Annotated in this window: 22 protein-coding genes and 1 tRNA gene; 13 read left to right on the plus strand and 10 right to left on the minus strand. The window is 66.6% G+C overall.

What is annotated here, in order from left to right; genetic code table 11:
* Positions 1-6: 6 nt before the first annotated feature.
* The 5 genes from AC5RVD_RS08855 to AC5RVD_RS08875 all read left to right on the plus strand — a co-directional run bounded on the left by AC5RVD_RS08855 (position 7) and on the right by AC5RVD_RS08875 (position 5,726).
* Entirely contained in the window at positions 7-1,407 is a 1,401-nt protein-coding gene (locus tag AC5RVD_RS08855) for an OFA family MFS transporter (RefSeq protein WP_494112892.1), read from the plus strand.
* A 1-nt stretch (position 1,408) separates the two neighbouring features.
* The gene (locus AC5RVD_RS08860; RefSeq protein ID WP_493968694.1) at positions 1,409-1,510 is read left to right on the plus strand and encodes an MFS transporter small subunit; all 102 of its coding nucleotides are present in this window, start codon (positions 1,409-1,411) and stop codon (positions 1,508-1,510) included.
* A gap of 121 nt (positions 1,511-1,631) precedes the next feature.
* On the plus strand, positions 1,632-3,050 hold the full coding sequence (locus AC5RVD_RS08865; protein ID WP_494126718.1) for a lipase maturation factor family protein: 1,419 nt from the start codon (positions 1,632-1,634) through the stop codon (positions 3,048-3,050).
* Positions 3,051-3,132: 82 nt separating this feature from the next.
* Positions 3,133-4,170 carry an LLM class flavin-dependent oxidoreductase gene (locus tag AC5RVD_RS08870; protein WP_494126719.1) on the plus strand — a complete coding sequence of 346 codons (1,038 nt, stop codon included), beginning with the start codon at positions 3,133-3,135 and terminating at the stop codon, positions 4,168-4,170.
* 278 nt (positions 4,171-4,448) lie between these two features.
* Complete coding sequence (locus tag AC5RVD_RS08875; RefSeq protein ID WP_494126720.1) at positions 4,449-5,726, plus strand: CAP domain-containing protein; 1,278 nt, start codon at positions 4,449-4,451, stop codon at positions 5,724-5,726.
* Between the two features lie 107 nt (positions 5,727-5,833).
* Here AC5RVD_RS08875 and AC5RVD_RS08880 read toward each other — a convergent pair whose 3' ends face one another.
* A complete protein-coding gene (locus AC5RVD_RS08880) occupies positions 5,834-5,998 on the minus strand; it encodes a hypothetical protein (RefSeq protein ID WP_494126721.1) in 165 nt (54 codons plus the stop codon).
* A gap of 40 nt (positions 5,999-6,038) precedes the next feature.
* The gene (locus AC5RVD_RS08885; RefSeq protein WP_494126722.1) at positions 6,039-6,557 is read right to left on the minus strand and encodes a hemerythrin domain-containing protein; all 519 of its coding nucleotides are present in this window, start codon (positions 6,555-6,557) and stop codon (positions 6,039-6,041) included.
* A 316-nt stretch (positions 6,558-6,873) separates the two neighbouring features.
* Here AC5RVD_RS08885 and AC5RVD_RS08890 point away from each other — a divergent pair, with 316 nt between their 5' ends.
* Entirely contained in the window at positions 6,874-7,476 is a 603-nt protein-coding gene (locus AC5RVD_RS08890; protein WP_494112886.1) for an NADPH-dependent FMN reductase, read from the plus strand.
* 181 nt (positions 7,477-7,657) lie between these two features.
* The gene (locus AC5RVD_RS08895; protein ID WP_494126723.1) at positions 7,658-9,262 is read left to right on the plus strand and encodes a phospholipase D family protein; all 1,605 of its coding nucleotides are present in this window, start codon (positions 7,658-7,660) and stop codon (positions 9,260-9,262) included.
* A 9-nt stretch (positions 9,263-9,271) separates the two neighbouring features.
* On the opposite strand, the gene AC5RVD_RS08900 is transcribed toward AC5RVD_RS08895, so the two are convergent.
* On the minus strand, positions 9,272-10,297 hold the full coding sequence (locus AC5RVD_RS08900; protein ID WP_494126724.1) for a GmrSD restriction endonuclease domain-containing protein: 1,026 nt from the start codon (positions 10,295-10,297) through the stop codon (positions 9,272-9,274).
* A gap of 852 nt (positions 10,298-11,149) precedes the next feature.
* Here AC5RVD_RS08900 and AC5RVD_RS08905 point away from each other — a divergent pair.
* Entirely contained in the window at positions 11,150-11,338 is a 189-nt protein-coding gene (locus tag AC5RVD_RS08905; protein ID WP_494126725.1) for a hypothetical protein, read from the plus strand.
* 87 nt (positions 11,339-11,425) lie between these two features.
* Here the strand turns inward: AC5RVD_RS08905 and AC5RVD_RS08910 are convergent, their stop codons facing one another.
* Together AC5RVD_RS08910 and AC5RVD_RS08915 are read right to left on the minus strand one after the other, a co-directional pair.
* Complete coding sequence (locus AC5RVD_RS08910; protein WP_494126726.1) at positions 11,426-11,737, minus strand: hypothetical protein; 312 nt, start codon at positions 11,735-11,737, stop codon at positions 11,426-11,428.
* 177 nt (positions 11,738-11,914) lie between these two features.
* Positions 11,915-12,322 carry a hypothetical protein gene (locus AC5RVD_RS08915; protein WP_494126727.1) on the minus strand — a complete coding sequence of 136 codons (408 nt, stop codon included), beginning with the start codon at positions 12,320-12,322 and terminating at the stop codon, positions 11,915-11,917.
* Between the two features lie 257 nt (positions 12,323-12,579).
* Here AC5RVD_RS08915 and AC5RVD_RS08920 point away from each other — a divergent pair, with 257 nt between their 5' ends.
* Complete coding sequence (locus AC5RVD_RS08920) at positions 12,580-13,119, plus strand: hypothetical protein (protein ID WP_494126728.1); 540 nt, start codon at positions 12,580-12,582, stop codon at positions 13,117-13,119.
* 705 nt (positions 13,120-13,824) lie between these two features.
* On the opposite strand, the gene AC5RVD_RS08925 is transcribed toward AC5RVD_RS08920, so the two are convergent.
* A tRNA-Thr gene (locus AC5RVD_RS08925) sits at positions 13,825-13,898 on the minus strand.
* A 125-nt stretch (positions 13,899-14,023) separates the two neighbouring features.
* Positions 14,024-14,896, minus strand: a complete 873-nt coding sequence (locus AC5RVD_RS08930) for a DsbA family protein (protein ID WP_494126729.1) — start codon at positions 14,894-14,896, stop codon at positions 14,024-14,026.
* A gap of 209 nt (positions 14,897-15,105) precedes the next feature.
* Here AC5RVD_RS08930 and otsA point away from each other — a divergent pair, with 209 nt between their 5' ends.
* From otsA to AC5RVD_RS08950, 4 genes are all read left to right on the plus strand, one after another.
* On the plus strand, positions 15,106-16,548 hold the full coding sequence (gene otsA / locus AC5RVD_RS08935) for an alpha,alpha-trehalose-phosphate synthase (UDP-forming) (RefSeq protein ID WP_494126741.1): 1,443 nt from the start codon (positions 15,106-15,108) through the stop codon (positions 16,546-16,548).
* Entirely contained in the window at positions 16,541-17,476 is a 936-nt protein-coding gene (otsB, locus tag AC5RVD_RS08940) for a trehalose-phosphatase (RefSeq protein ID WP_494126730.1), read from the plus strand. The genes otsA and otsB overlap by 8 nt, the downstream gene beginning before the upstream one ends.
* A 155-nt stretch (positions 17,477-17,631) precedes the next feature.
* Positions 17,632-18,786, plus strand: coding sequence for an ABC transporter ATP-binding protein (locus AC5RVD_RS08945; protein ID WP_494126731.1), 1,155 nt, complete (start codon positions 17,632-17,634; stop codon positions 18,784-18,786).
* A gap of 26 nt (positions 18,787-18,812) precedes the next feature.
* Positions 18,813-20,147: a DUF4032 domain-containing protein gene (locus AC5RVD_RS08950; RefSeq protein ID WP_494126732.1), complete on the plus strand. Its 1,335-nt coding sequence runs from the start codon at positions 18,813-18,815 to the stop codon at positions 20,145-20,147.
* Between the two features lie 6 nt (positions 20,148-20,153).
* Here the strand turns inward: AC5RVD_RS08950 and AC5RVD_RS08955 are convergent, their stop codons facing one another.
* Genes AC5RVD_RS08955 through AC5RVD_RS08965 form a run of 3 tightly spaced genes read right to left on the minus strand, consistent with a single transcriptional unit; the run spans position 20,154 to position 22,764 of the window.
* Positions 20,154-20,786, minus strand: a complete 633-nt coding sequence (locus tag AC5RVD_RS08955) for a class I SAM-dependent methyltransferase (RefSeq protein ID WP_494126733.1) — start codon at positions 20,784-20,786, stop codon at positions 20,154-20,156.
* Between the two features lie 59 nt (positions 20,787-20,845).
* Positions 20,846-22,246 carry an FAD-binding oxidoreductase gene (locus tag AC5RVD_RS08960; RefSeq protein ID WP_494126742.1) on the minus strand — a complete coding sequence of 467 codons (1,401 nt, stop codon included), beginning with the start codon at positions 22,244-22,246 and terminating at the stop codon, positions 20,846-20,848.
* Positions 22,247-22,278: 32 nt separating this feature from the next.
* A complete protein-coding gene (locus AC5RVD_RS08965; protein ID WP_494126734.1) occupies positions 22,279-22,764 on the minus strand; it encodes an SRPBCC domain-containing protein in 486 nt (161 codons plus the stop codon).
* Between the last annotated feature and the right edge of the window lie 132 nt (positions 22,765-22,896).

A 22,896-nucleotide genomic window follows, 5' to 3' on the forward strand; every position in this document is an offset into this window, starting at 1 on the left:
CCAACGATGAGTTGGTTGGACCGATCGCATACGATCGCCCCTCCGGGCTTTAACCGCTGGCTGATTCCGCCGGCGGCGCTGGCCGTGCATTTGTGTATCGGCCAGGCCTACGCGACCAGCGTGTACAAGAACGCCCTGGTCGCCCACTTCGACGTGAGCCTGACCGAGATCGGCATCATCTTCTCCATCGCCATGGTGATGCTCGGGCTCTCCGCGGCCGTCATGGGCACCTGGGTGGACCGCAACGGTCCGCGCATGGCGATGTTCACGTCCGCCATGTTCTGGAGCTCCGGGTTCCTGGTCGGCTCGCTGGGCATCTTCACCGAACAGCTCTGGCTGGTCTACCTGGGCTACGGCGTGATCGGCGGCATCGGCCTGGGCATTGGCTATATCTCCCCGGTATCCACCCTGATTAAGTGGTTCCCGGACCGCCCGGGCCTGGCCACCGGCATGGCGATCATGGGCTTCGGCGGCGGCGCGCTGATCGCGAGCCCGGTTTCCACCGCGCTGCTGCAGTTCTACGACCCCAGCTTCGACGGGACCCCGGGCTGGGTAGCCAGCGGCGACGCCGTCGGCAAGCTGTTCCTGACCCTGGCCGTGGTGTACCTGGCCTACATGCTGTTCGGTGCCTTCACGATCAAGGTTCCGGCGGCCGACTGGAAGCCGGAAGGCTTCGACGCCTCCAAGGTCAAGGCGAAGGCCCTGGTCACCACGGCAAATGTTTCGGCGAAAAACGCCATCAAGACCCGTCAGTTCTGGCTGGTCTGGATCGCCCTGTTCTGCAACGTCACGGCAGGCATCGGCATCCTGGAGCAGGCCTCCCCGATGATCCAGGACTTCTTCCGCCAGCCCGACGGCGTTTCGTTGGTGTCGGCGGGCGTTGCCGCCGGGTTTGTGGGGCTGCTCTCGATCGCGAACATGGGCGGCCGGTTTGTCTGGTCCACCACCTCCGACTACCTGGGTCGCAAGAACAACTACATGCTGTACCTGGGCGTCGGCGCCGCCCTGTATGTGGTGCTCGCCCTGTTCGGCTACACCTCCACCGGGCTGTACGTGCTCCTGGCAGCCGTCATCATCAGCTTCTACGGCGGCGGTTTTGCCACCGTTCCGGCTTACCTGCGCGACCTGTTCGGCACTTTCCAGGTAGGCGCCATCCACGGCCGGCTGCTCACGGCATGGTCCGCCGCAGGCATCGCCGGACCGTTGATCGTGAACGCCTTTTTGGACGCCCAAGGCAAGCCGGGCGAGCTGACGGCCCAGGCCTACCAGCCGGCCCTGCTCACCATGGTGGGCCTGCTGGTCATCGGCTTCATCGCGAACCTGATGGTCAAGCCGGTGGACAGCAAGTACCACGAGGCGCCGGCCAGGGATGCCGGCGAAGCCGCGATGGCCGGAAAGGAGGCCTGACATGAAGAAAGCCCAAGTAGCCCTCGGCTGGGTCCTGGTCGGCGTGCCGCTGCTCTACGGCGTCAGCCAGACCCTGCTGAAGGTCTCCGCACTCTTCGGCTGATCCCTCAAATCCGCCTCGCCGGCCGCCCCGGCAAGGCAAAGTTACCCCCGGCAGGCCCGGCTCCTCCGAGCCGGGCCTGCTGCTTGACAGCCGACCGGCCGGCCGTAGCGTTGGACATGCCATGGATTGGTTCAGCGCCGAGGGGTTCGAGTTGGCGCGGCAGGTGCTGCAGCGGGGCATCGCCGCGGTGTTCCTGATCGCCTTCGCCTCCGCCCTGGCCCAGTTCCCGGCCCTGCTGGGCGAACACGGGCTGCTGCCCGTGCCCCGGTTGCTGGAGCGAAGAACCCCGCGCGGCTTCACCCTCTTCCGCTGGGGATACACGGACCTCCGGCTGCGCGCGGTGGCATGGGCCGGCGTCGTCATCGCGGCCCTGTTGGTGGCCGGCCTGCCGCAGCTGGGACCGCCGTGGGTGCCGCTGATCGCGTTCCTGGCCCTGTGGTTCCTGTACATGTCCATCGTGAATGTGGGCCAGACGTTCTACGGCTTTGGTTGGGAGACGCTGCTGCTGGAGGCCGGCTTCCTCGCCGCTTTCCTGGGCTCCGACCGGGTAGCGCCGCCGGCCCCGGTGCTGTGGCTGTTCATCTGGCTGGTGTTCCGCCTGGAGTTCGGCGCCGGCATGATCAAGATGCGCGGCGACCCGGTCTGGCGGGACCTGACCGCCCTGTACTACCACCACGAGACCCAGCCGATGCCCAACCCGGCCAGCTGGTTTTTCCACCACCTGCCCAAGCCGCTGCACAAGGTGGAGGTGGCCGGCAACCACTTCGCCCAGCTGGTGGTGCCGTTCTTCCTGTTCTTCCCGCAGCCAGTGGGCAGCATGGCGGCCGCGGTCGTGATCATCACGCAGCTGTGGCTCGTGGCGTCCGGCAATTTCGCCTGGTTGAACACCCTGACCATCCTGCTCGCCTTCTCGGCGGTGTCCGACGACGCGGTGCAGGCCGTCCTGCCGGTGGGTGACTTCACGCCGGAGTACCAGCAGGAACCGGTGTGGTTCACCGTGGTGGTGCTCGCGGTCTGCGCCCTGCTGGTGTACCTGAGCTACTGGCCGCTGAAGAACCTGTTCAGCCGGCACCAGCTGATGAACGCCAGTTTCAATAGCTGGCATCTGGCCAACGCCTACGGCGCCTTCGGGTCCATCACGCGGGAACGTTACGAAGTGGCCGTGGAAGGGTCCGCCGACGGCGTCCACTGGCGCGAGTACGGGTTCAAGGGCAAGCCCGGAGACCCGCGGCGGATGCCGCGGCAATTCGCGCCGTACCACCTGAGGCTGGACTGGTTGATGTGGTTCCTGGCGCTGGGCTCCCGCGGCGAAAACTGGTTCATCCCGCTGCTGCGGCGGCTGCTGGAAGCCGACCAGGCCACGCTGAAGCTGCTCCGGCACGATCCGTTCGGCGGAGTGCCACCGGCCTTTGTGCGGGCAACGCTCTACCACTACCGGTTTTCCACCTGGGCGGAAAAACGCAGCACCGGCCAGTGGTGGATCCGGCGCGAGTCCGGGCAGCTCGTGCCGCCGCTCTCCCGCCCGCGCGCCGCGGAATAACCCCGGCCTGCCCGCGGTTGCCGCAGTAGACACAACATGCATACGCATATATGCCTCGACACCAACGAAAGGCGGCCACCGCGTGACACAAACAATCGAACTCGGGCTGGACACCTTCGGGGACGTCACCACCGGAGCCGACGGGCAGCTCCTGGCGCACGATGAGGTCATCCGGAACGTCATCGCCGAAGCCAAGCTGGCCGACGAGGTGGGCCTGGACTTCATCGGCATCGGGGAACACCACCGCGAGGACTTCGCCGTGTCCGCTCCAGACGTGGTGCTGGCCGCTATCGCCGGCCAGACCAGCCGCATCCGCCTGGGCTCGGCCGTGACCGTGCTCAGCTCCGACGACCCCGTCCGGGTGTTCCAGCGCTTCTCCACCCTGGACGCCGCCTCGAACGGCCGCGCCGAAGTCATCCTGGGCCGCGGCTCCTTCACGGAGTCTTTCCCGCTGTTCGGCCTGGACCTGGCCGACTACGACATCCTTTTCGACGAGAAGCTCCACCTCTTCACCGAACTGCTCAAGGAAGAGCCCGTCACCTGGGCCGGCCGCACCCGGCCGCGGCTGGACAACAAGCGGATCTACCCGCCCACGGCGTCCGGCAGCCTGAAAACCTGGATCGCCGTCGGCGGCACCCCGCAGTCGGTGGTCCGGGCGGCCCACTACGGCCTGCCGCTGATGTTGGCCATCATCGGCGGGGCACCGATGAACTTCGCGCCGTTTACGGATCTCTACCACCGCGCTCTGGATCAGTTCGAGAAGCCCGCACTGCCCATCGGCGCCCACTCCCCCGGTTACATCGCGGAGACGGACGAACAGGCCCGGGAGGAGATGTGGCTGCCTTATGCGGACATGCAGGAACGGATCGGCCGCGAGCGCGGCTGGAGCCGGATGACCCGCGGTCAGTTCGAAGCCGAGGCTGGCCCGGACGGCGCCCTGTTCGTCGGCTCGCCGGAGACCGTCGCCACCAAGATCGTGAAGGTCGCCAAGGGCCTGGGCCTGTCCCGCTGGGACATGAAGTACAGCCTGGGCACCCTCCCGCACGAGAAGCTGATGAACTCCATCGAGCTCTACGGCACCAAGGTGGCCCCGCTGGTGCGGGAGCAGCTGGCGGAGTAGGCGCCAAGCCGGCGCGGGCAAGCGCCAAAGCCGGCGCGGGCAGGCGCCAAAGCCGGCGGGGCTAGCGCCAAAGGCAGCGCGGGAAGGTGCGCAAAGCCTGCGGAATAGGCGCGAGATACCGGTTCGGCACGCCTTATCGTTCGCCGGCGGCGGGAGGCTTCCCGGGAAAGCCTCCCGCCGTCGTCGTACTCGTCTTGGTAGTGCTTTTTCGGGCGGGGCGGGCCTTTGCCGAGGTCCCGCCATCGTGCATTTAACGTTCAACCCGTACCCTGAATGATGTGCGCCTTCTTGTTAAACCATTCATCGCAACCGTCCTGCTGTTCGCCCTCGCTTTCGCGGGACTTTCCCCGGCTGCGGCCGTCACCCGGACCGTGCAGGATCCGTTCGTCGCCGAGGTGCTGCGGCTGACCAACCTTTACCGCGCGCAGAACGGCTTGTCGCCGGTGGTCTGGAACCAGAACGTCGGCAATGTCGCCCAGCAGTGGTCCGAGGAACTGAACACGCGGATCAACAAGAACACGCTGGACATGAACAAGATCCATCGCCCGGGCTACGGCAGCAACGAAATCCCGCGCGGTTTCGACTGGTACACCGAGAACATCGCCATTAACAACTCCGCCCGGGAGGTGGTGGACTGGTGGATGAACTCCCCCGCCCACCGCGCCGGCCTGCTCAGCCCCAACGCCACGGACATCGGCGTGGGTTACATGAAGACCACGCACAAGGACTGGTACGGGATGTACGTGGCCGTCGCGAACATCGCCGGCTACGCGACCACCCGGGCAACACTGCCGCCGCATCCGGGCATGGTCCGCGCCAGCTTCCAGCACGGCGATGTCGCAGCCGTCGACTCCGCGGGGAACCTCTACGCCTACGACTCGGCCAAGGGCCATGACCTCTACAAGCGTCGGTATGTAGCGGGCGGGTTCAAGGGTGTGGCACAGGTGCAGGTGGCCGACTGGAACGCCGACGGCGTGCTCGATGTGGTGGTGCGGTGGAAGTCGGGCAAACTGACGGCGCACTTCGGCAAGCCGGACGGCGGGCTGGAGAATGCCGCCACCATCGGGGCTTCTGGCTGGGGCAGCTACGACGTCACCGTCACCGCGTGGAAACAGGCCGACCCCTACCCGGCTCTGCTGGCCCGCAACACGGACACCGGCCGGCTCTACTATTACCCGAACCCGGCCGGGCTCAAGCACGGCAGCCGCACGCTACTGGGCACCGGCTGGAAGTTCCTGCCGATCTTCACGGCCGATATCGACGGCGACGCCAAGATGGACGTGGTCGCCAAAACAACCACTGGCCAGCTCAAGCTGTACCGCTCCAACGGAGCCGGTAAGTTCATCTCCGAGACCAGGCGGATCATCGGTTCCTCCGGCTGGAACGCGATGACCCACCTGTCCCTGATCCGGGACCATCTGGGCGACGGAAAGCAAGGTGTGCTGGCACGCGACACCCGCGGCAACCTGTACCACTACCCGGTATTGACCAACAAGCTTGGCTCGCGGGCGGTCATTGGCGTCGGCGGCTGGCAGACCCTGATCATCGGCAGCTGACCCGCGAGCGCCGGAGGCCAGAGGGCCGGCGGCATCCAGCCGTGCTCCTGGCCGGCGAGCGCGGGGGCTGGTCCTGCCGGGCTAGCGCCGGGCTGGTCGTGGCCGGGCTAGTCTTCCCGGCCCTCGGGCTGCTCCCCTTCCGGTCCTGCGCCGTCCCTGTCCGCCGGCAGCGTGGCTTCAAGGTCCCGGTCGATCTCGGATCCGGGTTCGATGACGATGCCGTCTTCATTCTGCAGGATGTCCGGGTCCAGTTCCGGGCGGTCTTCGCTCACAACATTGCTCCCTTCCGTGACGCTTACTGCCTGCATGCCCTCAGCCGTGGGCGTGCTTGCTCTCGTCCGGCGCATGCACATGGGCCTCGCCGACGAGTTCCACCAGGCCTTCCACCGCAGTGGACAGGGACAAGTCCGGAGTCCGGGCGATGAAAGGCACCAGCAGCCTGTTCTCCTTCTCGATGTGCAGTGCGAACACGCTGCGCATCGACGCGGCAACCGTGGCCGCCTCCAGTCCCTCGGCGCCCCGCAGTTCATCCAGCAGCGAGGCCAGCGCCTGGTGGTCAGTCAGCAGCGACTCCACCAAAAGCCGAGCTTCTCCGGTCGCACCGGCCGGCCCGAACAGTTTGGCTTCTTCCAACTCGTTGTGCGGCAACATTTCCCGTTCGCCCCACTCCAGGAGGATGCCGTGCGCGTTGTAGACGGTGTCTTCGTCGCCGGTGTCGAGGCCCCGGGTGAGCTCCGCCGTCGTTGCCTGCAGCCGGGCCAACATCTCGGTGTGGTGGCGAACGACGGCGGCCGCGGCCGTGGTCTCTGCCTCGACATTGCTTTCGGTCACCGCGTGCTCCTCCGATCGAGGTGTGCCCGCCTGCAGGCGGGCCGGGTCTGTCCATTCTCGACGGGGGCAGCCGGGCTGTCGAGGGTCCGGCCAGCACCCGTTCATTCGTCCCCCGAGGGCCGCCGCTCAGCTGAGCTCCTCCCCGGAAAAGTGCAGAGGATCTTTTTCGATCGCTGGACCTGTTCCCGTCCGCTGGTCTGGTGGTGCACGGCACGCCGTGCTAGTACGGGAGAGGCCTGACATTAGCCGGGCCCGGGTCCCTGCGGCCACAGGAAGAAAGCCGGTTCCGGCTGGCTGATTGGAAGGAAAAATCGTCGTGCCCAACTATCGGATCGGATACTTTGTTGGGAGCCTGGCCAGTGGCTCCATCAACCGCACCCTCTCGAAGGCGCTGATCAAGCTCGCCCCGGAGGATCTGGAATTCAACGAGATCCCCATCCGGGACCTCCCCCTCTACAACTCGGATTACGACGCGGACTACCCCGCCGAGGGCCGGGCGCTGAAGGAAGCGGTAGAGGCCTCGGACGGCATCCTTTTCATCTCGCCGGAATACAACCGGTCCATCCCCGGCGCCTTGAAGAACGCCATCGACTGGGGGTCCCGCCCGTGGGGGACCAACTCCTTCGCCCGCAAGCCCACCGGCATCATCGGCGCTTCCCCGGGAGGCATCGGCACCGCCGTCATGCAGTCGAGCATGCGCAGCGTTTTGAGCTTCCTCGACGCCCCGCAGCTCAACGCACCCGAGGCCTACATCAGCTTCAATCCGGACGTTTATGGCGACGACGGCGACGTCCGGGATGAGTCCACGCAGGCCTTCCTGCGCCACTACATGGAGGAGTACTCCGCCTTCGTCCAGCGCGTCCTCGACGCCAACGCCGCCGGACACATCGGAGACGAGGACCCCGAATCCCGCAAATGACTCCACTACCGTGGAGGCGATCGTGTCCGCTGGCCACTGCGGCCACAACGTGGGCGGCGCTGTCGATGGGAGCACTTATCGCACTCATTGGAGCCGCTGAGCCGAGCCTGGGTCGGGTATCACGGACGTGCCCGCAGGACTGTGCATTGCCCGGTGCCGGACGGGCGGGCATGATGCTGGGATGAGACCGGCGGGAGGAGCCAAGGACCCTTGCCTCGAACACTGGCTGCTGTCGCGAGCCGAGCGGGGCAACGACGCTACGCGGCTGCTCCCGTGGTCAGCCGGCAACGAGGTGCGCGTGCTGCTGCACGGCCGGGAGTATTTCCCGCTCTTGGCCGCTGAGCTGGATGCGACAGGGCCAGGGGACCTCATCCTCGTTGCCGGGTGGCGCATGGACGCCGACGAGCTTCTCACCGCCGACCTGACCGTGGCGGAAGCGCTGAGCCGCAGCGCGCGGCGCGGAGCACAGGTCAGGGGGTTGCTTTGGCGATCCCATCCCTCCTGGATAGTGGGCACGTTGAGACAGAACCGGGCTTTGGCCACCCACATCAACGCATCGGGCGCCGAGATGCTGCTCGACCACCGCGTTCGCCGGTTCGGCAGCCACCACCAAAAATTCGTGGTCATCCGGCGCGCGGCCAATCCCGGCATGGACATCGCCTTCGTGGGCGGGATGGATTTAGCCCGTTCCCGCGGCGACGACGAGACCCATGAGGGGGACCCGCAGCCCCGCAACTTCGCCAGCGCCTACGGACCAACTCCAGCGTGGCACGACGTCCAGCTGCTGCTGCGCGGACCGGTCGTCCTCGAAGTGGAAAAGGTGTTTCGAGAGCGCTGGAACGATCCCGCACCGATGACGCGGATGCCCTGGCACCGGCTGCCAGACGTGATGCGAGGCCTGCCGCAGAAGGCCTCCCCGCTGCCTCCAGAGCGGCCGGCACCGCCGACCGCGGGCCGCTGCCAGGTGCAGTTGCTGCGCACATACCCTAAGCGCTCCCGGGGGTACCCGTTCGCACCCGATGGGGAGCGCAGCGTGGCCCGCGATTACGCGAAGGCGCTGCAACGAGCACGACAGTTGGTGTACGTGGAGGACCAATATCTGTGGTCGGCCGACGTCGGCCGGGTCTTCGCGGAAGCCCTGCGCCGCAATCCCCGCCTCCATGTCATCGCCGTCTGCCCCCGGTTCCCGGATCAGGAGGGCAGGCTCAAGGTTCCCCCGGCGCTGTTCGGTCAGGGTTTATCCTGGCGCATGGTCCGTGAGGCCGGAGGCGACCGGCTATTGATGCTGGACATCGAAAACGGGAGCGGCTGGCCGATCTACGTCCACTCAAAAGTCTGCGTGGTCGACGACGTCTGGGCCGCCGTGGGCAGCGCCAACCTGAACCGGCGATCTTGGAGCCACGATTCCGAACTCACGGCCGCCGTGCTCGACGAACAGCGCGACCCGAGGTCTCCCGCAGACCCGGCGAAACTCGGTGACGGCGCCCGCCCGTTCGCCCGCGACCTGCGCCTGCGGCTGCTCTGCGAACATCTGGGACGCGTTCCCGGCAACGACGCAGACCTCCTCGATCCCCTCGAGGCGGTCCGCGCCGTCCGCTCAAGCGTCGACGAGCTCGACGCTTGGTACCGTGCAAGCCGATTGCTGCCGCGGCCGCAAGGACGGCTGCGCTGCCATACCCCCGCAAAGGGGTCACCCTGGCAGCGCCGGCTCGCGGCCCCGGCCTACCGCCTCCTCTTCGACCCCGACGCCCGCCCCCTCCGGCTGAGACTGCGGCGCCGCTACTGACCGCCCGCCTCAGCTCTCGCAGCCGACTCCATCGCCGTCGCGGTCGAATTTGGTGTCCCAGCCGGGGTCGCCGGCCCGGATCGGGGCAGCACCGGCTTCCTTCACTGCGGTGCAGTTCTTGTAGAACACGTTCCCGCCGGCCGGCGCCTCCTGGACAGGTGCCGGTACAGGCTGTTGCTCTGGAGCTGGTGCCGGCTTGGGCGCCGCCGGCGCGGCGGCCACGGGCACGTCCACTCCCCCGTCTGCCGGGACCGGCTGGTCCGGGCAGGAACTGGAGAGGATGTTCTTGATGGCGTCGTGCTCTGCCTGGGTCATCCAGAGTCCATACTTGGCTTTCACGGCAGTCTGCAGGGCCACATACTCGCAGCGGAACGACTTGTTCGGAGGCAGCCAGGTCGCGGCATCGCCGTCGGACTTGGAGCCGTTGGTGGGCCCGTCGACCGCAAGCAGGTTAACCGGGTCGTTGGCGAAGACTTCACGCTGGTTCTTGGCCAGTTGCTGGGCACCCTTCTGCCAGGCATCCGAGAGGGAGACAACGTGGTCAATCTGGACGGCGGTGCTGGTCTTATTGCCGCGGACGAAGTCAATCGTCGTGGCTGTGAAAGGATCGGCCAGCACCCCTGAGGTGACCACACAGCCGCCGGCCTTGAGAATCGTATATTCCAGATCGCGCTGGAGGATGTCATTACGCGCGTCGCAGCCGTTACGGTCCGGATCCAGCCAGCCGTCACCGAACTGATCTCGTGAGTATCCGGTCTTCGGGGCGCGGCCCTTGATGGCGATACCCTCCAACTGTTCCAGGGCGGTGCCGGCGGCGGCAGGCTCCTCCGCCGGTTCCTTGGACTGTGGGGCCCTGGGCTCCTCCGTCTTCTTGGCCGGTTCCGTGGTTTCGGGGACCAAGGTCGGTTCGGGGCTGCCGGTCACCTCGATGGTGGGGGCGGCCAGGGGCTGATCCGCTTCGGCGGGCGAGGTGCAGGCGGACAGCAGGACGGCCAGCGCCAGGCCGGCTAATGCGAGGGGCTTTTTCTTCTCCATGTCCCTTCATGTCTACGGCAGACGCCTCATCCCGTCCCGGCGGACACGCCGGAGCGCCGAGCATATGAAGGTGACGAAAACGGAAAGGAATTACTGGTTCACGGATCATTAGTGTTCACGGTCATGGAAGAGGCCGCCGACAAGAATCGGTTCCGTGGGTTTAGGGGCTCCGGAGCGGGCGGGGAAGGCAAACAAGGCCAGCACAATAGAAGGTGTTCCAGCACACCGGCGCCATGCTCCCGTTCATCGCGGTCCGCGGGCGTGGCGTCCTGGGCCTCGGCGGAATCTAGGTCGGGTGGGCCGCCGGGTTGGCCGCAGCCGCACGGTGGCCGCGGTTCCTCCACCGACAGCCGACGGCGCTGGGAGGAGTGGACTCCCGGCCCCTTCCGGGACTACCTTCTTCCTGGCCCGTCGGGAAGCTGCCAAGCCGGAAGTGGAGCGACGGTGCGGGGCCATGGGTCTGCCTTCCCGTCGATTCGGCACGAGCACCAGCACCATAAAAGGGGCAAAGGCGAGTACGAGGTCGATAACGAAAAGGGTGACTTCCATGGCCAACTCCTACCCTTGGCTTTTAGGGTAGGCTCCGATTGGCGGGCGCACAATGGGTTGACGTGCCAGCCCAGGGCAGATCACGACAGTGCCTCGGGTCGCTCCAAATTGCATGTCAAACCGGCGACGGCGGAGGGTTACCGTGATGCCTCTCCTCACTCCTAACGGCACCAAAGGGTAAGTCCTTTTGCCTTCGCTGCCCCGGTTCCCGGCCGGTCCGGACAACGCCGGTTGAAATCTCCGATCCTGTCAGAGGCCGGTGTTAGGTTGGCAGCAACCTCAGATGGAGAAAAGGAGGACGAGATGGCCAAGACACATTCCCGCGGCATCGGAATCGACTTCATGGATCCCAACTCGTGCGGCCGCTGCGATGCCTGTGACGAACTGCCCGCACCCGTGATCTGCGAGGACTGCTGCTATGACGAGGACGGCAACTTCGTCCGGCTCGTTGAATGGCCCTGCTCCGAGCTGAAATCCGCCGCGGCAGCCTAGGGCAGCCCCGCTGGCTCCCTTATCGACCACTCTGCTGGTTCCTGATGATTAGAGGGCGCCCGCACGCACAGCGGGTGCGGGCTCCCGCTACAGGAACGAAACGCTGGAGAGCGCCATCCAGACGAGCCCACCAAAGACGGCTGCCGCGAGAATCGGCAGCATTGCGATGATGATCGCCCATACTCCCGGCTTTCTGCCTGAACCAGTCGATAGCGCTTTGATGCCGACAATGAAACCTGCCAGCAGTGGGAGCAACGACACCCACATGAGCGCCCATACAGTCGGCAACAGCAAGCCCGCCACGTAGATTGCCAGCCCCAGAAGCGACAGGATCAGTGCGATCCAGCCCGTTGTGGCGGGAAAGTTGGTTGCAGGTGCGGAAACGCGTTCAGTCTGCATGATGGGTCCAATCTGCCGGAGGATTCAATCTAAGAGGAAACGTCAATAACGGCGAGTTTCAAGAAGACTGTCGAATATGTCTCCCTGCTCTCAGGGAATGCAGCCTCCCCCTAGGAAGTACTAACCGTTTATGTCAGTGGTTCGGCATAGCTGCCAGACCTTCTCTGACTCTGCTGATCAGGGGCGTACCAGCAGGTTCTTGTGCAGCTGCCGCCAACCTTCCTCAAGCTCCTTGGTCGCGTCGTAGCCGTCGAGAACCAGCTTCGCCTGCAGCTCAGGAAAGCCTGGCTCCAGCACCGTCACGACGGGACATCCACCAGACTCATGGCCCGCCTCCTTGATCCCGATGACTACACACAGGTTGCCGTCTTCGGGGTTGAACGGGATTTTGGCATAGAACGAGTAGCGGCCCTCTTCCGCCAACAGTTGCTTCTCGCCCCTGCCGATGCCCAGAGTGCTGGCGTCGCCGGCGAATGGGTTAGCCGATGCTGTCGGAGTTTCGGCCGCCGCCGCCACAGACTTCGGATCGTTGCTGCAGCCGGCAACTGCCAGCAGAACGGCAGTGACTACTGCCAGTTTGGTCATCGTGTGCATCATGTCCCCGTCTGCGAAGCAGAAACGTTTGTCCCAAGCTAACCGAGGAATCGTACGCCCAGCAGGGTTCTAAGTTGCAAAGCAATAACGTTCGGACATCTCCCACTGCCCATTGGTACGAGATGGGCCGAGGCCTCTCGCAGTGGATTACGTCAGGAGCATGGGCCCCCATTCCCCGTGGGCATCACGTGCTAGCCATTCGCCAATCAGGCAATCAGTGCGGCTTTGCACCGGAATAGGCTATAGACATGACCAACCGCGAACCGTTGTTCATTCGGAGTTTGCGCCGCCGGTCCGACGGACAGGTGAATCGCCCAAGAGCAGTAAGCCGGATCTCCGCCTACGTGTACGGCAATGTCTTGGTGCTGGCGGCCATTGTCGCCTCCACTCCGTCAGCGGTCCGCACGGGTGAAGCTCTCGTCTACATCCTCGGAACAGCACTGACCACCTTTTGCGCTCACATCCTCGCGAACGGTTTCAGTGCATCAGCAGTGGACGGCAAACTGTCTCGAACGGAAATGCTTCGATTAGCCATGGATGCCGGCCCGATCCTGACATCGGGGCTGATGCCAGCGGCTATGGTCAGCCTTTCTGCGGTGGGGAGGTTTGACGATCGGCTTGGACTTGCCGCGGCAGCTGCGCTGATCCTGGTCCGACTTGCCTCCATCGGCCTTGTCGTCCAAAGGCTTACCGGCAGGCCCGCCAAGGGAGGGGCACTGTGGGGCGGTATCGCTCTTGCCATCGTCGCCAGCGTTATCGTTGCGGTAAAACTTCTGATCGCCCACTGAGATAAGTCGGCCCAAATGACCGCGCCGCCTGCCGTGTTTTCTGTTGCCGCCGCCACCACGGCGCCGAGAATGAATCCGCCAATCAACGTGGCAAGCGCCCAAAGCCAGGAGTAGTTCTTGAGCTGCGGTCGGCGTAGCGGAATTGATCGACGGATCACGGACGAGCGATTCGAGATGTGCTCGTTGTAAAGGCAAGCGGATATGCACTTGGGCTAGCTGGCACTGAAGGCGTGAGGACCGGACTGCTGGTTTTGGCGGGAATTTCGCGGGAGCGGGCTGCCGGCGCAGTGTCCGTTTTGGGAGCCATTACCCTCGGCTCCACCTTCGCCGGTTGTCCTCCAGTAACCGCGGCTTCCAGTTCATAGCTGGGCGATGGATCTATCCTGTGCGGGACGACGACGGCAGGGCCGTGGAGCCAAGAAACTGGAAGTTCGGTGGCCCCCATGGTTTACCGCGGCTGACCACATCACAGGAAACTAGTCACCGGAAAAACGAGCTGGGGAAGACATGGCAGAGTGTAGGCTGCCCGGGCCCGACAGCAATGTGTCCGGACCAGTACCAAACCTCTCCACTGCACCGTGCTCGCGCTCCTTGGGCGAGGTCGGAGCCGTTACCAATACTTGGATTATTCTTGGATTTCGCTATCTAAGACACAATGAAACCCCTCTCGACTGGCGTTTTGCCTAGTCAGAGAGGGGTTCGCGGAGCCCCCTGCCGGATTCGAACCGGCGACCCCCTGTTTACAAGACAGGTGCTCTGGCCAACTGAGCTAAGGAGGCGTGCTGGCCTAAGAGCCAGCGTGCCGGACAAAACCGGCTAGATAAGGTTAGCCCAGGCGGCGGCCCTGCGTGAAACCGCAGCAGCCGCCGCCTGGATGCCGGCCGGGAACAGCCCGCCGGATGGCTTAGGCGCGGGCGTCGATGATGCCCTGGGCAAACTCCTGGAAGTTGCCGGAGTTCGTCCACTTCTGGCCGTCAACGAAGACCGCCGGGGTGCCGCCAACCTGGTATTCGTTGAACGTCTGGTTCACGAACGCGGTCCAGGGGCGGAATTCGCCGTCGTCAATGCAGGAGGCAACGTCGGTGGCTCCCGCGGACTCGGCAATGCTCGTCAGGGTGGCGTTGTCCAGTCCGGCCCCGCCTTCCGTCGGCTGCTGCGCGAAGAGCTGGGTCAGGTAACCGTTGAAGGCCTCGGGGTGCGAGTCGGCCACGCAGGCCACGGCGTTGGCCGCACGGGATGAGTAGTTGGTGGTGGACACGCGGTCGAGGAAGGTCGCCACGCGGTACTCCACCGTGGCCTCGCCGGAGGAGGTGAGGTCGGTCAGGTACCCGCCGTACTGCCCTTCGAAGTCCTTGCAGACCGGGCAACCCATGTCCACGTACACCACGATGTTGGCCGGTTCGCCCTCAGGCGCGGCAGCAACCCCCGGCGGCACGATGCTATCGCCCTCGGTGGCGGCCGGTTCCGGGATGTTGTTCACGTCGACCTGGATGGGCTCGGTGTCCGCCAGCCCGTCCTGGGTGATGGTGTAGCCGCCGAACTCGTTGCCGTGGGCCGGCGCGGCACCGGTGTCGGCGACCTGCCCGCGCTGGTTGGTGATGACAACCCCCGCAATCACGGCGATGATCACGAGGACAGCGAGGACCACCCCGCCCTTGACCAGCAGCGAGTTCCGCTTTTCGCGCTTCTGCTGCTCTTCGCGTATCTGGCGGGCCTTCTCGCGGGCCGCGGCAGTGCGCTCGGCCTTGGTCGGCTTAGGGCTGTGTTGGGTAGCCATGGATCCTCGCGTCTTATTGGTCTGCTTCGCCCAGGCAGGGCACTACAGATCTAGTTTAGTTGCAACTTCAATGTTCAGGCGGAACGAGTGGCCGCGTTCACGTTTACTGCTTCAGTGCGCCCCGGGGAAGCCTCAGGTTGCCATTCCTTATAAAGTCATGAACAGGACGGTATACACAAAGGAGAGGTCAGTTGGCGAATTCCGCAGAGATGAACGGTCAGGAAGCAGAAGGACCTCAGTACGGGGAGTACGACCTGATCGTCGTCTCCAACCGCCTGCCCGTGGACCGCGCCCCCGAGGACGACGGCCAGGGCCCCTGGCGGCGCTCGCCAGGCGGGCTGGTCACGGCGCTGGCCCCGGTGATGGCGAAGAGCGACGGCGCCTGGGTGGGCTGGCCGGGGGTGCCGGACGAGAAGGTGGACCCGTTCGACCACGACAACATGCACCTGGTCCCGGTGACCCTGAGCGCCGACGACGTAGAGCTGTACTACGAAGGCTTCTCCAACGCCACGCTCTGGCCGCTCTACCATGACGTGATTGCCCCGCCGGAGTTCCACCGCGCCTGGTGGGAGTGCTACAAAACGGTCAACCGGCGCTTCGCCGAGGCCACTGCCGAGATCGCCGCCGAGGGTGCAACCATCTGGGTGCAGGACTACCAGTTGCAGCTGGTTCCCAAGCTGCTGCGCGAGATGCGTTCGGATTTGAAGATCGGTTTCTTCAACCACATCCCGTTCCCCCCGCTGGAGATCTTCGCCCAGCTGCCCTGGCGCCGGCAGGTGATTGAGGGCCTGCTCGGCGCGGACCTGGTAGGCTTCCAGCGCCCCAGCGACACGAGCAACTTCCTGCGCTGCGTGCGCCGCTTCAGCGGGCTCAATGTGCGCCAGCAGCAGGTGCACGTGGTTGACAACGACGGCGGTGCCCGCCTCTGCAGGGCCGGCGCCTTCCCGATCTCCATCGACGTTGCCCATATCAGCGAGCTGGCCAATCGGCCGGATGTGATCGCCCGGTCCGAGCAGATCCGGCAGGAGCTGGGCAACCCCGACACCGTCTTGTTGGGCGTGGACCGGCTGGACTACACCAAGGGCATCAGGCACCGGGTCAAGGCCTATGGCGAACTCTTGGAAGACGGCAAGGTGGACGTGGAGAACGCCGTGCTGATCCAGGTGGCCTCCCCCAGCCGCGAGCGCGTCGAGTCGTACCGGCTGCTGCGCGAGGAAATCGAAGGTTCGGTGGGCCGGATCAACGGCACGTTCGACACCCTGGAAAACACCGCCATCCGCTACCTGCACCACAGCTACCCGGTGGAGGAAATGGTGGCGCTCTACCTGGCCGCGGACGTGATGCTGGTGACCGCGCTGCGCGACGGCATGAACCTGGTGGCCAAGGAGTACGTTGCCTCCCGCAAGGGGGTGGACGGGGCGCTGGTGCTCAGCGAATTCGCCGGCGCCGCCGACCAGCTCAAGCAGGCCATCCTGGTCAACCCGCACGACATCGACGGGCTCAAGGACGCCATCGTCCGGGCGATCAACATCCCGCCGGCCGAGGCCACCCGCCGGATGCGGGCCATGCGCCGGCAGATCCTGCAGAACGACGTCGAGCACTGGTCGCGCGCGTTCCTGAAGGCGCTCCAACAGCCGCAGGCCGATGACTGAGCGCCACGACGCGGGGCAGCCGCGCGTGCCCGCAGTCCCCGACGCCGGTGCCCCTCACGCAGGCGCGTCCGACGCCGGTGTCCCCGGCGCCGCAGTCCCCGGCGCCGGTGTCCCCGGCGCCGCAGTCCCCGGCGCCGGTGCCGGCCGGGATTTGGTGCCGTTGGAGCTGCGGGAGGCGCTGGAGCGGCTCGCCCGCACCGAGACGCTGCTGGTGGCGCTGGACTTCGACGGGGTGCTGGCGCCGATCGTGCCGCGGGCCGAGGACGCCCGGCCCCTGCCGGCCTCGGCAGCCGCCGTTGCGGCGCTGGCGGCCCTGCCGGGGACGTCCACGGCCTTCATCTCCGGCCGGGCGCTGGCCAGCCTGCGCGCCGTCGCCTCCCCGGACGACCGGACCCTGCTCATCGGCTCGCACGGCGGCGAGGTCTTCACCGGACCGGACAGCCCTCCCCTGGTGCTGGACGAAATGCAGCAGCGGGCCCTGGCGGCGGCGACCGCCGTCGTCGAAAAAGTCGTGGCCGCCCACCCGGGCACCCGGCTGGAAGCCAAGCCGGCCGGCGTCGTACTCCATACCCGCACGGCCGCCGACGACGTGGCGGCGGCGGCCACGGAGCGGGCCCGCGCCGCGCTCCGGGAGGTCCCGGGGCTGCACATCAGCGACGGCAAGCGCGTGCTGGAGACGTCGGTGCTGAGCGCCGACAAGGGCCAGGGCCTCGGACTGCTGCGCTCTTTCACCGGCGCGACCGCGGTCTTCTTCGCCGGCGACGACGTCACCGACGAACATGCGTTCGCCGTGCTGCGGGACTCCGACGTCGGCGTGAAGGTGGGGCCGGGCGACACCGCCGCGGCCTACCGGGTGGACTCGCCGCAGACGTTCGCCGCCGCGCTGGCCCTGCTGGCCGAGCTGCGGGCCGCTGCCCGACCGGCCTAGCGCGGCGCACGCGCGGCCGGCCCGGGGCGCGTTGACAGCCGTGGCATACTGAGGGCGTGAGCCGCCTCACACTGTTGTGCGGCGGGCTCGGAAAATGAATACGCACCCATCACTACGGATCGTCGGGCACGTACCTGCCCGTGAAGGGAAACGACATGGCGACGGTAACGTTCGACAATGCCACGCGCTTATACCCGGGCACCGAAAAGCCTGCAGTGGACAGCCTCAAGCTGGAGATAGCCGACGGCGAGTTCCTCGTCCTCGTAGGCCCGTCGGGCTGCGGCAAGTCCACCTCGCTGCGGATGCTGGCCGGCCTGGAAGACGTCAACTCGGGACGGATCCTGATCGGCGACCGCGACGTCACCGACGTACCGCCGAAAGACCGCGACATCGCCATGGTGTTCCAAAACTACGCGCTGTACCCGCACATGTCCGTTGCCGACAACATGGGTTTCGCCCTGAAGATCGCCGGCGTGTCCAAGGAAGAACGCATCGAGCGGGTCCGCGAGGCAGCCAAGCTGCTGGACCTCGAGGAGTACCTGGACCGCAAGCCCAAGGCGCTCTCCGGCGGCCAGCGCCAGCGCGTGGCGATGGGTCGGGCGATCGTGCGGAACCCGCAGGTGTTCCTGATGGATGAACCGCTGTCCAACCTGGACGCCAAGCTGCGCGTGCAGACCCGCACGCAGATCGCCTCCCTGACCCGCAGGCTGGGCGTCACCACCGTCTATGTCACCCACGACCAGGTGGAAGCCATGACCATGGGCGACCGCGTGGCGGTGCTCAAGGACGGCATCCTGCAGCAGGTGGACACCCCGCGCGCCCTCTACGACCGGCCGGCGAACGTCTTCGTGGCCGGCTTCATCGGCTCGCCGGCCATGAACCTGCTGGAACTGCCGGTGACCGACGGCGGTGTGCAGTTCGGCGGCCTGACATACCCGGTGCCGCGCAACCTGTTGGACGCCGCGCACGGAAACACCGTGACCCTGGGGGTCCGGCCGGAGGACCTGGAGCGCGCCGAGGACGGCCAGGGGCTCGCGGTGTTCGTGGACGTCGTCGAGGAACTGGGCGCCGATGCATACGTCTACGGGCACACCGAGCTGGACGGAAAGCGCTACGACATCACCGGCCGCGTGGACGGACGCACCCCGCCGCCGGCCGGCAGCACCACGTATGTGCGGCCCAAGGAGGGCCACGTGCACCTGTTCGACACCCAGAACGGGCTGCGGCTGGGCGAGCATGCCCCCGACACCCCGCCGGCGTCGGTGGAGGACCTCAATACTCCGATCGAAGCCGGCAAGACCGCCGACTAGGTCCCCGCGCCTAGGATGTAGTCATCATGGCTGACCATCCCGGCACCGGCGGCCCCGTTCAGGGGGCCGCCGACACGGCCTTGTCCGGCGGGGCCGTGTCGATAGCGTCCCTGAGCATCACCGCGGCCACCACCGACGAGCGTCTGCTGGACCTGCCGTGGCATTTGGCCCTCGAAGACTGGCCGCCGGAAAACCTGGCCGCGTTGCCCCGCGGGCTGTCCCGGCACGTGGTCCGGTTCGCTCCGCTGGGCGCGGGCGTGGTGGCGATCAAGGAGACCGGCGAAGACGCCGCCCGGCACGAATACCAGATGCTGCGCAGGCTGCAGCGGCTGGCCATCCCCTGTGTGGAACCGGTGGCCGTGATGACCGGGCGGCTGCGCACCGACGGCACTCCCCTGCAGCCGGTGCTGGTCACCCGGCATCTTCGTTTCTCGCTGCCGTACCGCGCCCTGTTTTCCCAGACGCTGCGGCGGGAAACCCTGACCCGCCTGATCGACGCGCAGGCGCTGCTGCTGGTGCGCCTTCACCTGGTGGGGTTCTTCTGGGGCGACGTTTCGCTGTCCAACACGCTCTTCCGCCGGGATGCCGGAGCGTTCGCGGCCTACCTGGTGGACGCCGAAACCGGCGAACTGCACCAGCGGCTCTCCGACGGCCAGCGCGAGCACGACCTCGAGATCGCCCGGGTGAATATCGCCGGCGAGATGATGGACCTCGTCGAGGGCGGCCTGCTCGAGGAAAGAGTGGATCCGGTGGCCACCAGCGAACGGATCATGGACAGCTACCGCAAGCTGTGGGTGGAATTGACGGCGCAGGAGTCGTTCGACCTGGGTGAGCGGTGGCGGGTCAACGCCCGCATCCGACGCCTGAACGACCTGGGGTTCGATGTGGAGGAGTTCTCCATCAATACCACCGCCGACGGAGCCACCATCCAACTCCAGCCCAAGGTGGTGGACGCCGGACACCACCAGCGCCGGCTGTTGCGGCTTACGGGCCTCGATGTGCAGGCTAACCAGGCGCGCCGGCTGCTCAACGACCTGGATGCCTACCGGGCGGACAACCAGCCGGAGCAGAGCGAGGAGATCAGCGCCCACAGCTGGGTCCGTCATGTCTTCGAACCGATCGTCCGGGCCATTCCGCGCGAACTGGCTGGCAAGCTGGAACCGGCCGAAGTGGTCCACCAGGTGCTCGAGCACCGCTGGTATATCTCCGAAGCGCAGGACCGGAACGTGCCGCTGGCGGAGGCAGTGCAGTCGTACGTCGATACGGTGCTGCGGCACCGCCGCGACGAAGCCGCCATCATGCTCAATCCGGATGCGCGAACCGCCGCCGCCCTGGACGCGGCCGAAACCGAAGAGGGCTGACTGCGCTCAGGCCGGTGCGGGCTGCTGCTGCCCTGCGGTCTTGCTGAAGATTGCCACGAGGAAGTCTGACGACGGGGTGGACGGCCGCAGGTCCCAGGTGGCCAACCGCAGGTCGGCCGTCAGGCCCGCCGCCGAGGCATCGGAGAAGAACTCGTCGAAGTCGTAGCCCCGGCCGGCGCCGAACCCGGCCACGAGCCGGCCCGCCGGAGCCAGGTGGCCGGCCAGTTTGCGCAGCACCTCGCCCGAGGTGCCCGGGGCGAGGAAGGTCAGCACGTTGCCGGCGCTGACAATCACGTCGAACGGCTCGGCGATGCCCTGGGCGGGCAGGTCCAACTCGGCCAAGTCCCCGACCAGCCAGGTGCAGTCCGGATGGTCCGTGCGGGCCGCTTCGATCAGCTCGGGATCGATGTCGACGCCGACCACCGAGTGTCCGCGGCGCGCCAGTTCGCCGCCCAGGCGTCCCGGTCCGCATCCGGCGTCGAGGATCCGGCTGCCGCGCGGCACCATGGCGTCCACCAGCCGGGCTTCACCGTGCAGGTCGGCGCCTTCGGCGCGCATCTGCTCGAAGCGCTTGATGTACCACGCCGAATGGCCCGGATTCCGGCGCTTCATTTCTTCCCACAACGTCTCTTTCCTCATGCCACCAGCCTACGCGTGGCGGGCGCGGAGCCGGCCCGCCTATCCCGCGACCGGGCGGCTCAGGCCGGCGTGGGCTCGGAAATCCGCGCCGGCAACGCCTTGCCCGGATTGAGCAACCCCCGCGGGTCGAACACATCCTTCAGCCGGCGCTGCAGTTCCAGCACCTCTTCGTGCTGCTCCCGCCCCAGCCACCGCACCTTGAACTGTCCGATGCCGTGCTCGCCGGTAATCGTGCCGCCCAGCGCCAGCCCAACGTCGATGGACTCGTCCAGCGCCTCGTTGAGCGCCGCCACCTTGGCCGCGTCCCCGCGTCCGACCCAGAAGGTCGGATGCAGGTTGCCGTCGCCCGCGTGCGCCACCACTTTAAGTCCGACGCCGTGGCGCTCGGCGATTTTCTGCAGTTCGTTGATGTAGTGCACCAGCTGGGACCGGGGGACCGCGGCGTCCTCCCCCACCCGGTAGTCATCGTCCACCTCCGCGCCGCGGCTGTGCCGGCGCAGATCCATCAGCCGGACCGCTTCGGCGGTGTCCGCCGCCTTGATCTCGCCGCCGAGCCCGGTGAGGACCCCGCGGATGATGCCGGCTTCCACCTCGGTCGCATAGCCGTCCGTCTGGATCAGCAACAGCGCCCCGCCGCGGCTGCGCAGGTTGGAACCTTGCTCCCGGTCCAGCTGCGCCAGGGTGTTTCCGTCCAGCAGTTCCATGATCGCCGGCTGCACGCGCGCCCGTCCCACCGCCAAAACCCCGGCCGCGGCAGTTGCCACGTCGGGGAAGAACGCTGCCACCGTCTCCAGGGCGGCAGGCAGATAGCGCAGCCGCAGCGTCGCTCCGACCACCACGCCCAAGGTCCCCTCGGAGCCAACGAACAGTCCGGTCAGGTCGTAACCGGCGACGCCTTTGAACGTCCTGTGGCCGGTGTGGATCAGCGTCCCGTCGGCGAGCACAACGTCCAGCGCCAGCACGGATTCGCGCGTCACCCCGTACTTGGCGCAGCGCAGCCCGCCGGCGTTCGTCGCAATGTTCCCGCCAATCGTCGAACTGCGATAGCTGGCCGGGTCCGGCGCGTACATCAGCCCATACTCGGCGACGGCGGCGTTCAGGTCGGCGTTGACCACGCCCGGTTCCACGCGGGCGATCTCGTCCTCCGGATGGATCTCCAGGATCCGGTTCATGGCCGCCAGGCTCAGCACCAGGCAGCCTTTGGACGCGTGCGCGCCGCCGGACACCCCGGTGCCGGCCCCGCGGCACACTACAGGCACCCCGGCAGCATGCGCGGCCCGCATCACGGCCTGCACGTCCGCCACACTCTGCGCGCGGACGACGGCGATGGGCAGCTGGTGGTCGAGGACCGGGCCTTGGTCGGTGGCACAGGCAGCCAAATCCGCCGGTTCCGTGCTGACCAATCCTGTGGGCAACGCACGCTGAAGTTCATCGAGAAAAGAATCGGTCACCCGCTCGATGCCTCCGGTGCCAGTTCCGTGATGCTTGCTGCTCACGCGGTCCCTCCCATGAACCGGACGTAGCGGCCGAGCACCTGCGGCCAGCTCTCGGCGTAGGCGGCCCGCTCCCGCCCGCGCTCGGGCATGTCCTCCCAGCCGGAGTGGATCAGCCTCACCTCCGTGCGGTTATCGCCCGCGGCCACGAAGTCGACGTCGACTAGGCCCGAGGACCCGGGACCCGTGCCCGGGTGCCAGGTACAGCGCAAGTGGCTGCCGGGAGCCCATTCCAAAATCTCGCCCCAGACATGGACCTCATCGTCCAGCGTCGTTTCTGTCAGCACGTGGTCTTCGAACTCCACGTGGCTGCCCTCACCGGCCACGCTTTGGCTGTCTACCGGCCACCACAAATGAATGAGATCCGTGAAACCGCTGAAAGCCTCCCGGCTGTCCCGCGGAACGGTGACGCGGCAGTGGACCGGTTCCCCGCTCTTGGATGGTTCCGGCTCGCGCGGCGCATGGGAGAACAAGGACGAATTCATAGCCCCAGCCTAGTCCCGGTTGGGTGGGTGGTTGGTGGTTAAACGCGGGAAGGCCCCGCCATCGTTGGCGGGGCCTTCCCGTGTTCAAAGAATGTCCGGCGGCGACCTACTCTCCCACACCCTCCCGAGTGC

This window comes from Arthrobacter sp. THG-b23 (assembly GCF_059091265.1).

Excerpts from the sequence above, each read along its gene's own strand:
- AC5RVD_RS08855 (WP_494112892.1), top strand. The coding sequence starts at position 7 with ATGAGTTGGTTGGACCGATCGCATACGATCGCCCCTCCGGGCTTTAAC.
- AC5RVD_RS08860 (WP_493968694.1), top strand. The coding sequence starts at position 1,409 with ATGAAGAAAGCCCAAGTAGCCCTCGGCTGGGTCCTGGTCGGCGTGCCG.
- AC5RVD_RS08865 (WP_494126718.1), top strand. The coding sequence starts at position 1,632 with ATGGATTGGTTCAGCGCCGAGGGGTTCGAGTTGGCGCGGCAGGTGCTG.
- AC5RVD_RS08895 (WP_494126723.1), top strand. The coding sequence starts at position 7,658 with ATGAGACCGGCGGGAGGAGCCAAGGACCCTTGCCTCGAACACTGGCTG.
- AC5RVD_RS08900 (WP_494126724.1), bottom strand. The coding sequence starts at position 10,297 with ATGGAGAAGAAAAAGCCCCTCGCATTAGCCGGCCTGGCGCTGGCCGTC.
- AC5RVD_RS08905 (WP_494126725.1), top strand. The coding sequence starts at position 11,150 with ATGGCCAAGACACATTCCCGCGGCATCGGAATCGACTTCATGGATCCC.
- AC5RVD_RS08910 (WP_494126726.1), bottom strand. The coding sequence starts at position 11,737 with ATGCAGACTGAACGCGTTTCCGCACCTGCAACCAACTTTCCCGCCACA.
- AC5RVD_RS08915 (WP_494126727.1), bottom strand. The coding sequence starts at position 12,322 with ATGACCAAACTGGCAGTAGTCACTGCCGTTCTGCTGGCAGTTGCCGGC.
- AC5RVD_RS08920 (WP_494126728.1), top strand. The coding sequence starts at position 12,580 with ATGACCAACCGCGAACCGTTGTTCATTCGGAGTTTGCGCCGCCGGTCC.
- AC5RVD_RS08930 (WP_494126729.1), bottom strand. The coding sequence starts at position 14,896 with ATGGCTACCCAACACAGCCCTAAGCCGACCAAGGCCGAGCGCACTGCC.
- otsA (WP_494126741.1), top strand. The coding sequence starts at position 15,106 with ATGAACGGTCAGGAAGCAGAAGGACCTCAGTACGGGGAGTACGACCTG.
- otsB (WP_494126730.1), top strand. The coding sequence starts at position 16,541 with ATGACTGAGCGCCACGACGCGGGGCAGCCGCGCGTGCCCGCAGTCCCC.
- AC5RVD_RS08945 (WP_494126731.1), top strand. The coding sequence starts at position 17,632 with ATGGCGACGGTAACGTTCGACAATGCCACGCGCTTATACCCGGGCACC.
- AC5RVD_RS08950 (WP_494126732.1), top strand. The coding sequence starts at position 18,813 with ATGGCTGACCATCCCGGCACCGGCGGCCCCGTTCAGGGGGCCGCCGAC.
- AC5RVD_RS08955 (WP_494126733.1), bottom strand. The coding sequence starts at position 20,786 with ATGAGGAAAGAGACGTTGTGGGAAGAAATGAAGCGCCGGAATCCGGGC.
- AC5RVD_RS08965 (WP_494126734.1), bottom strand. The coding sequence starts at position 22,764 with ATGAATTCGTCCTTGTTCTCCCATGCGCCGCGCGAGCCGGAACCATCC.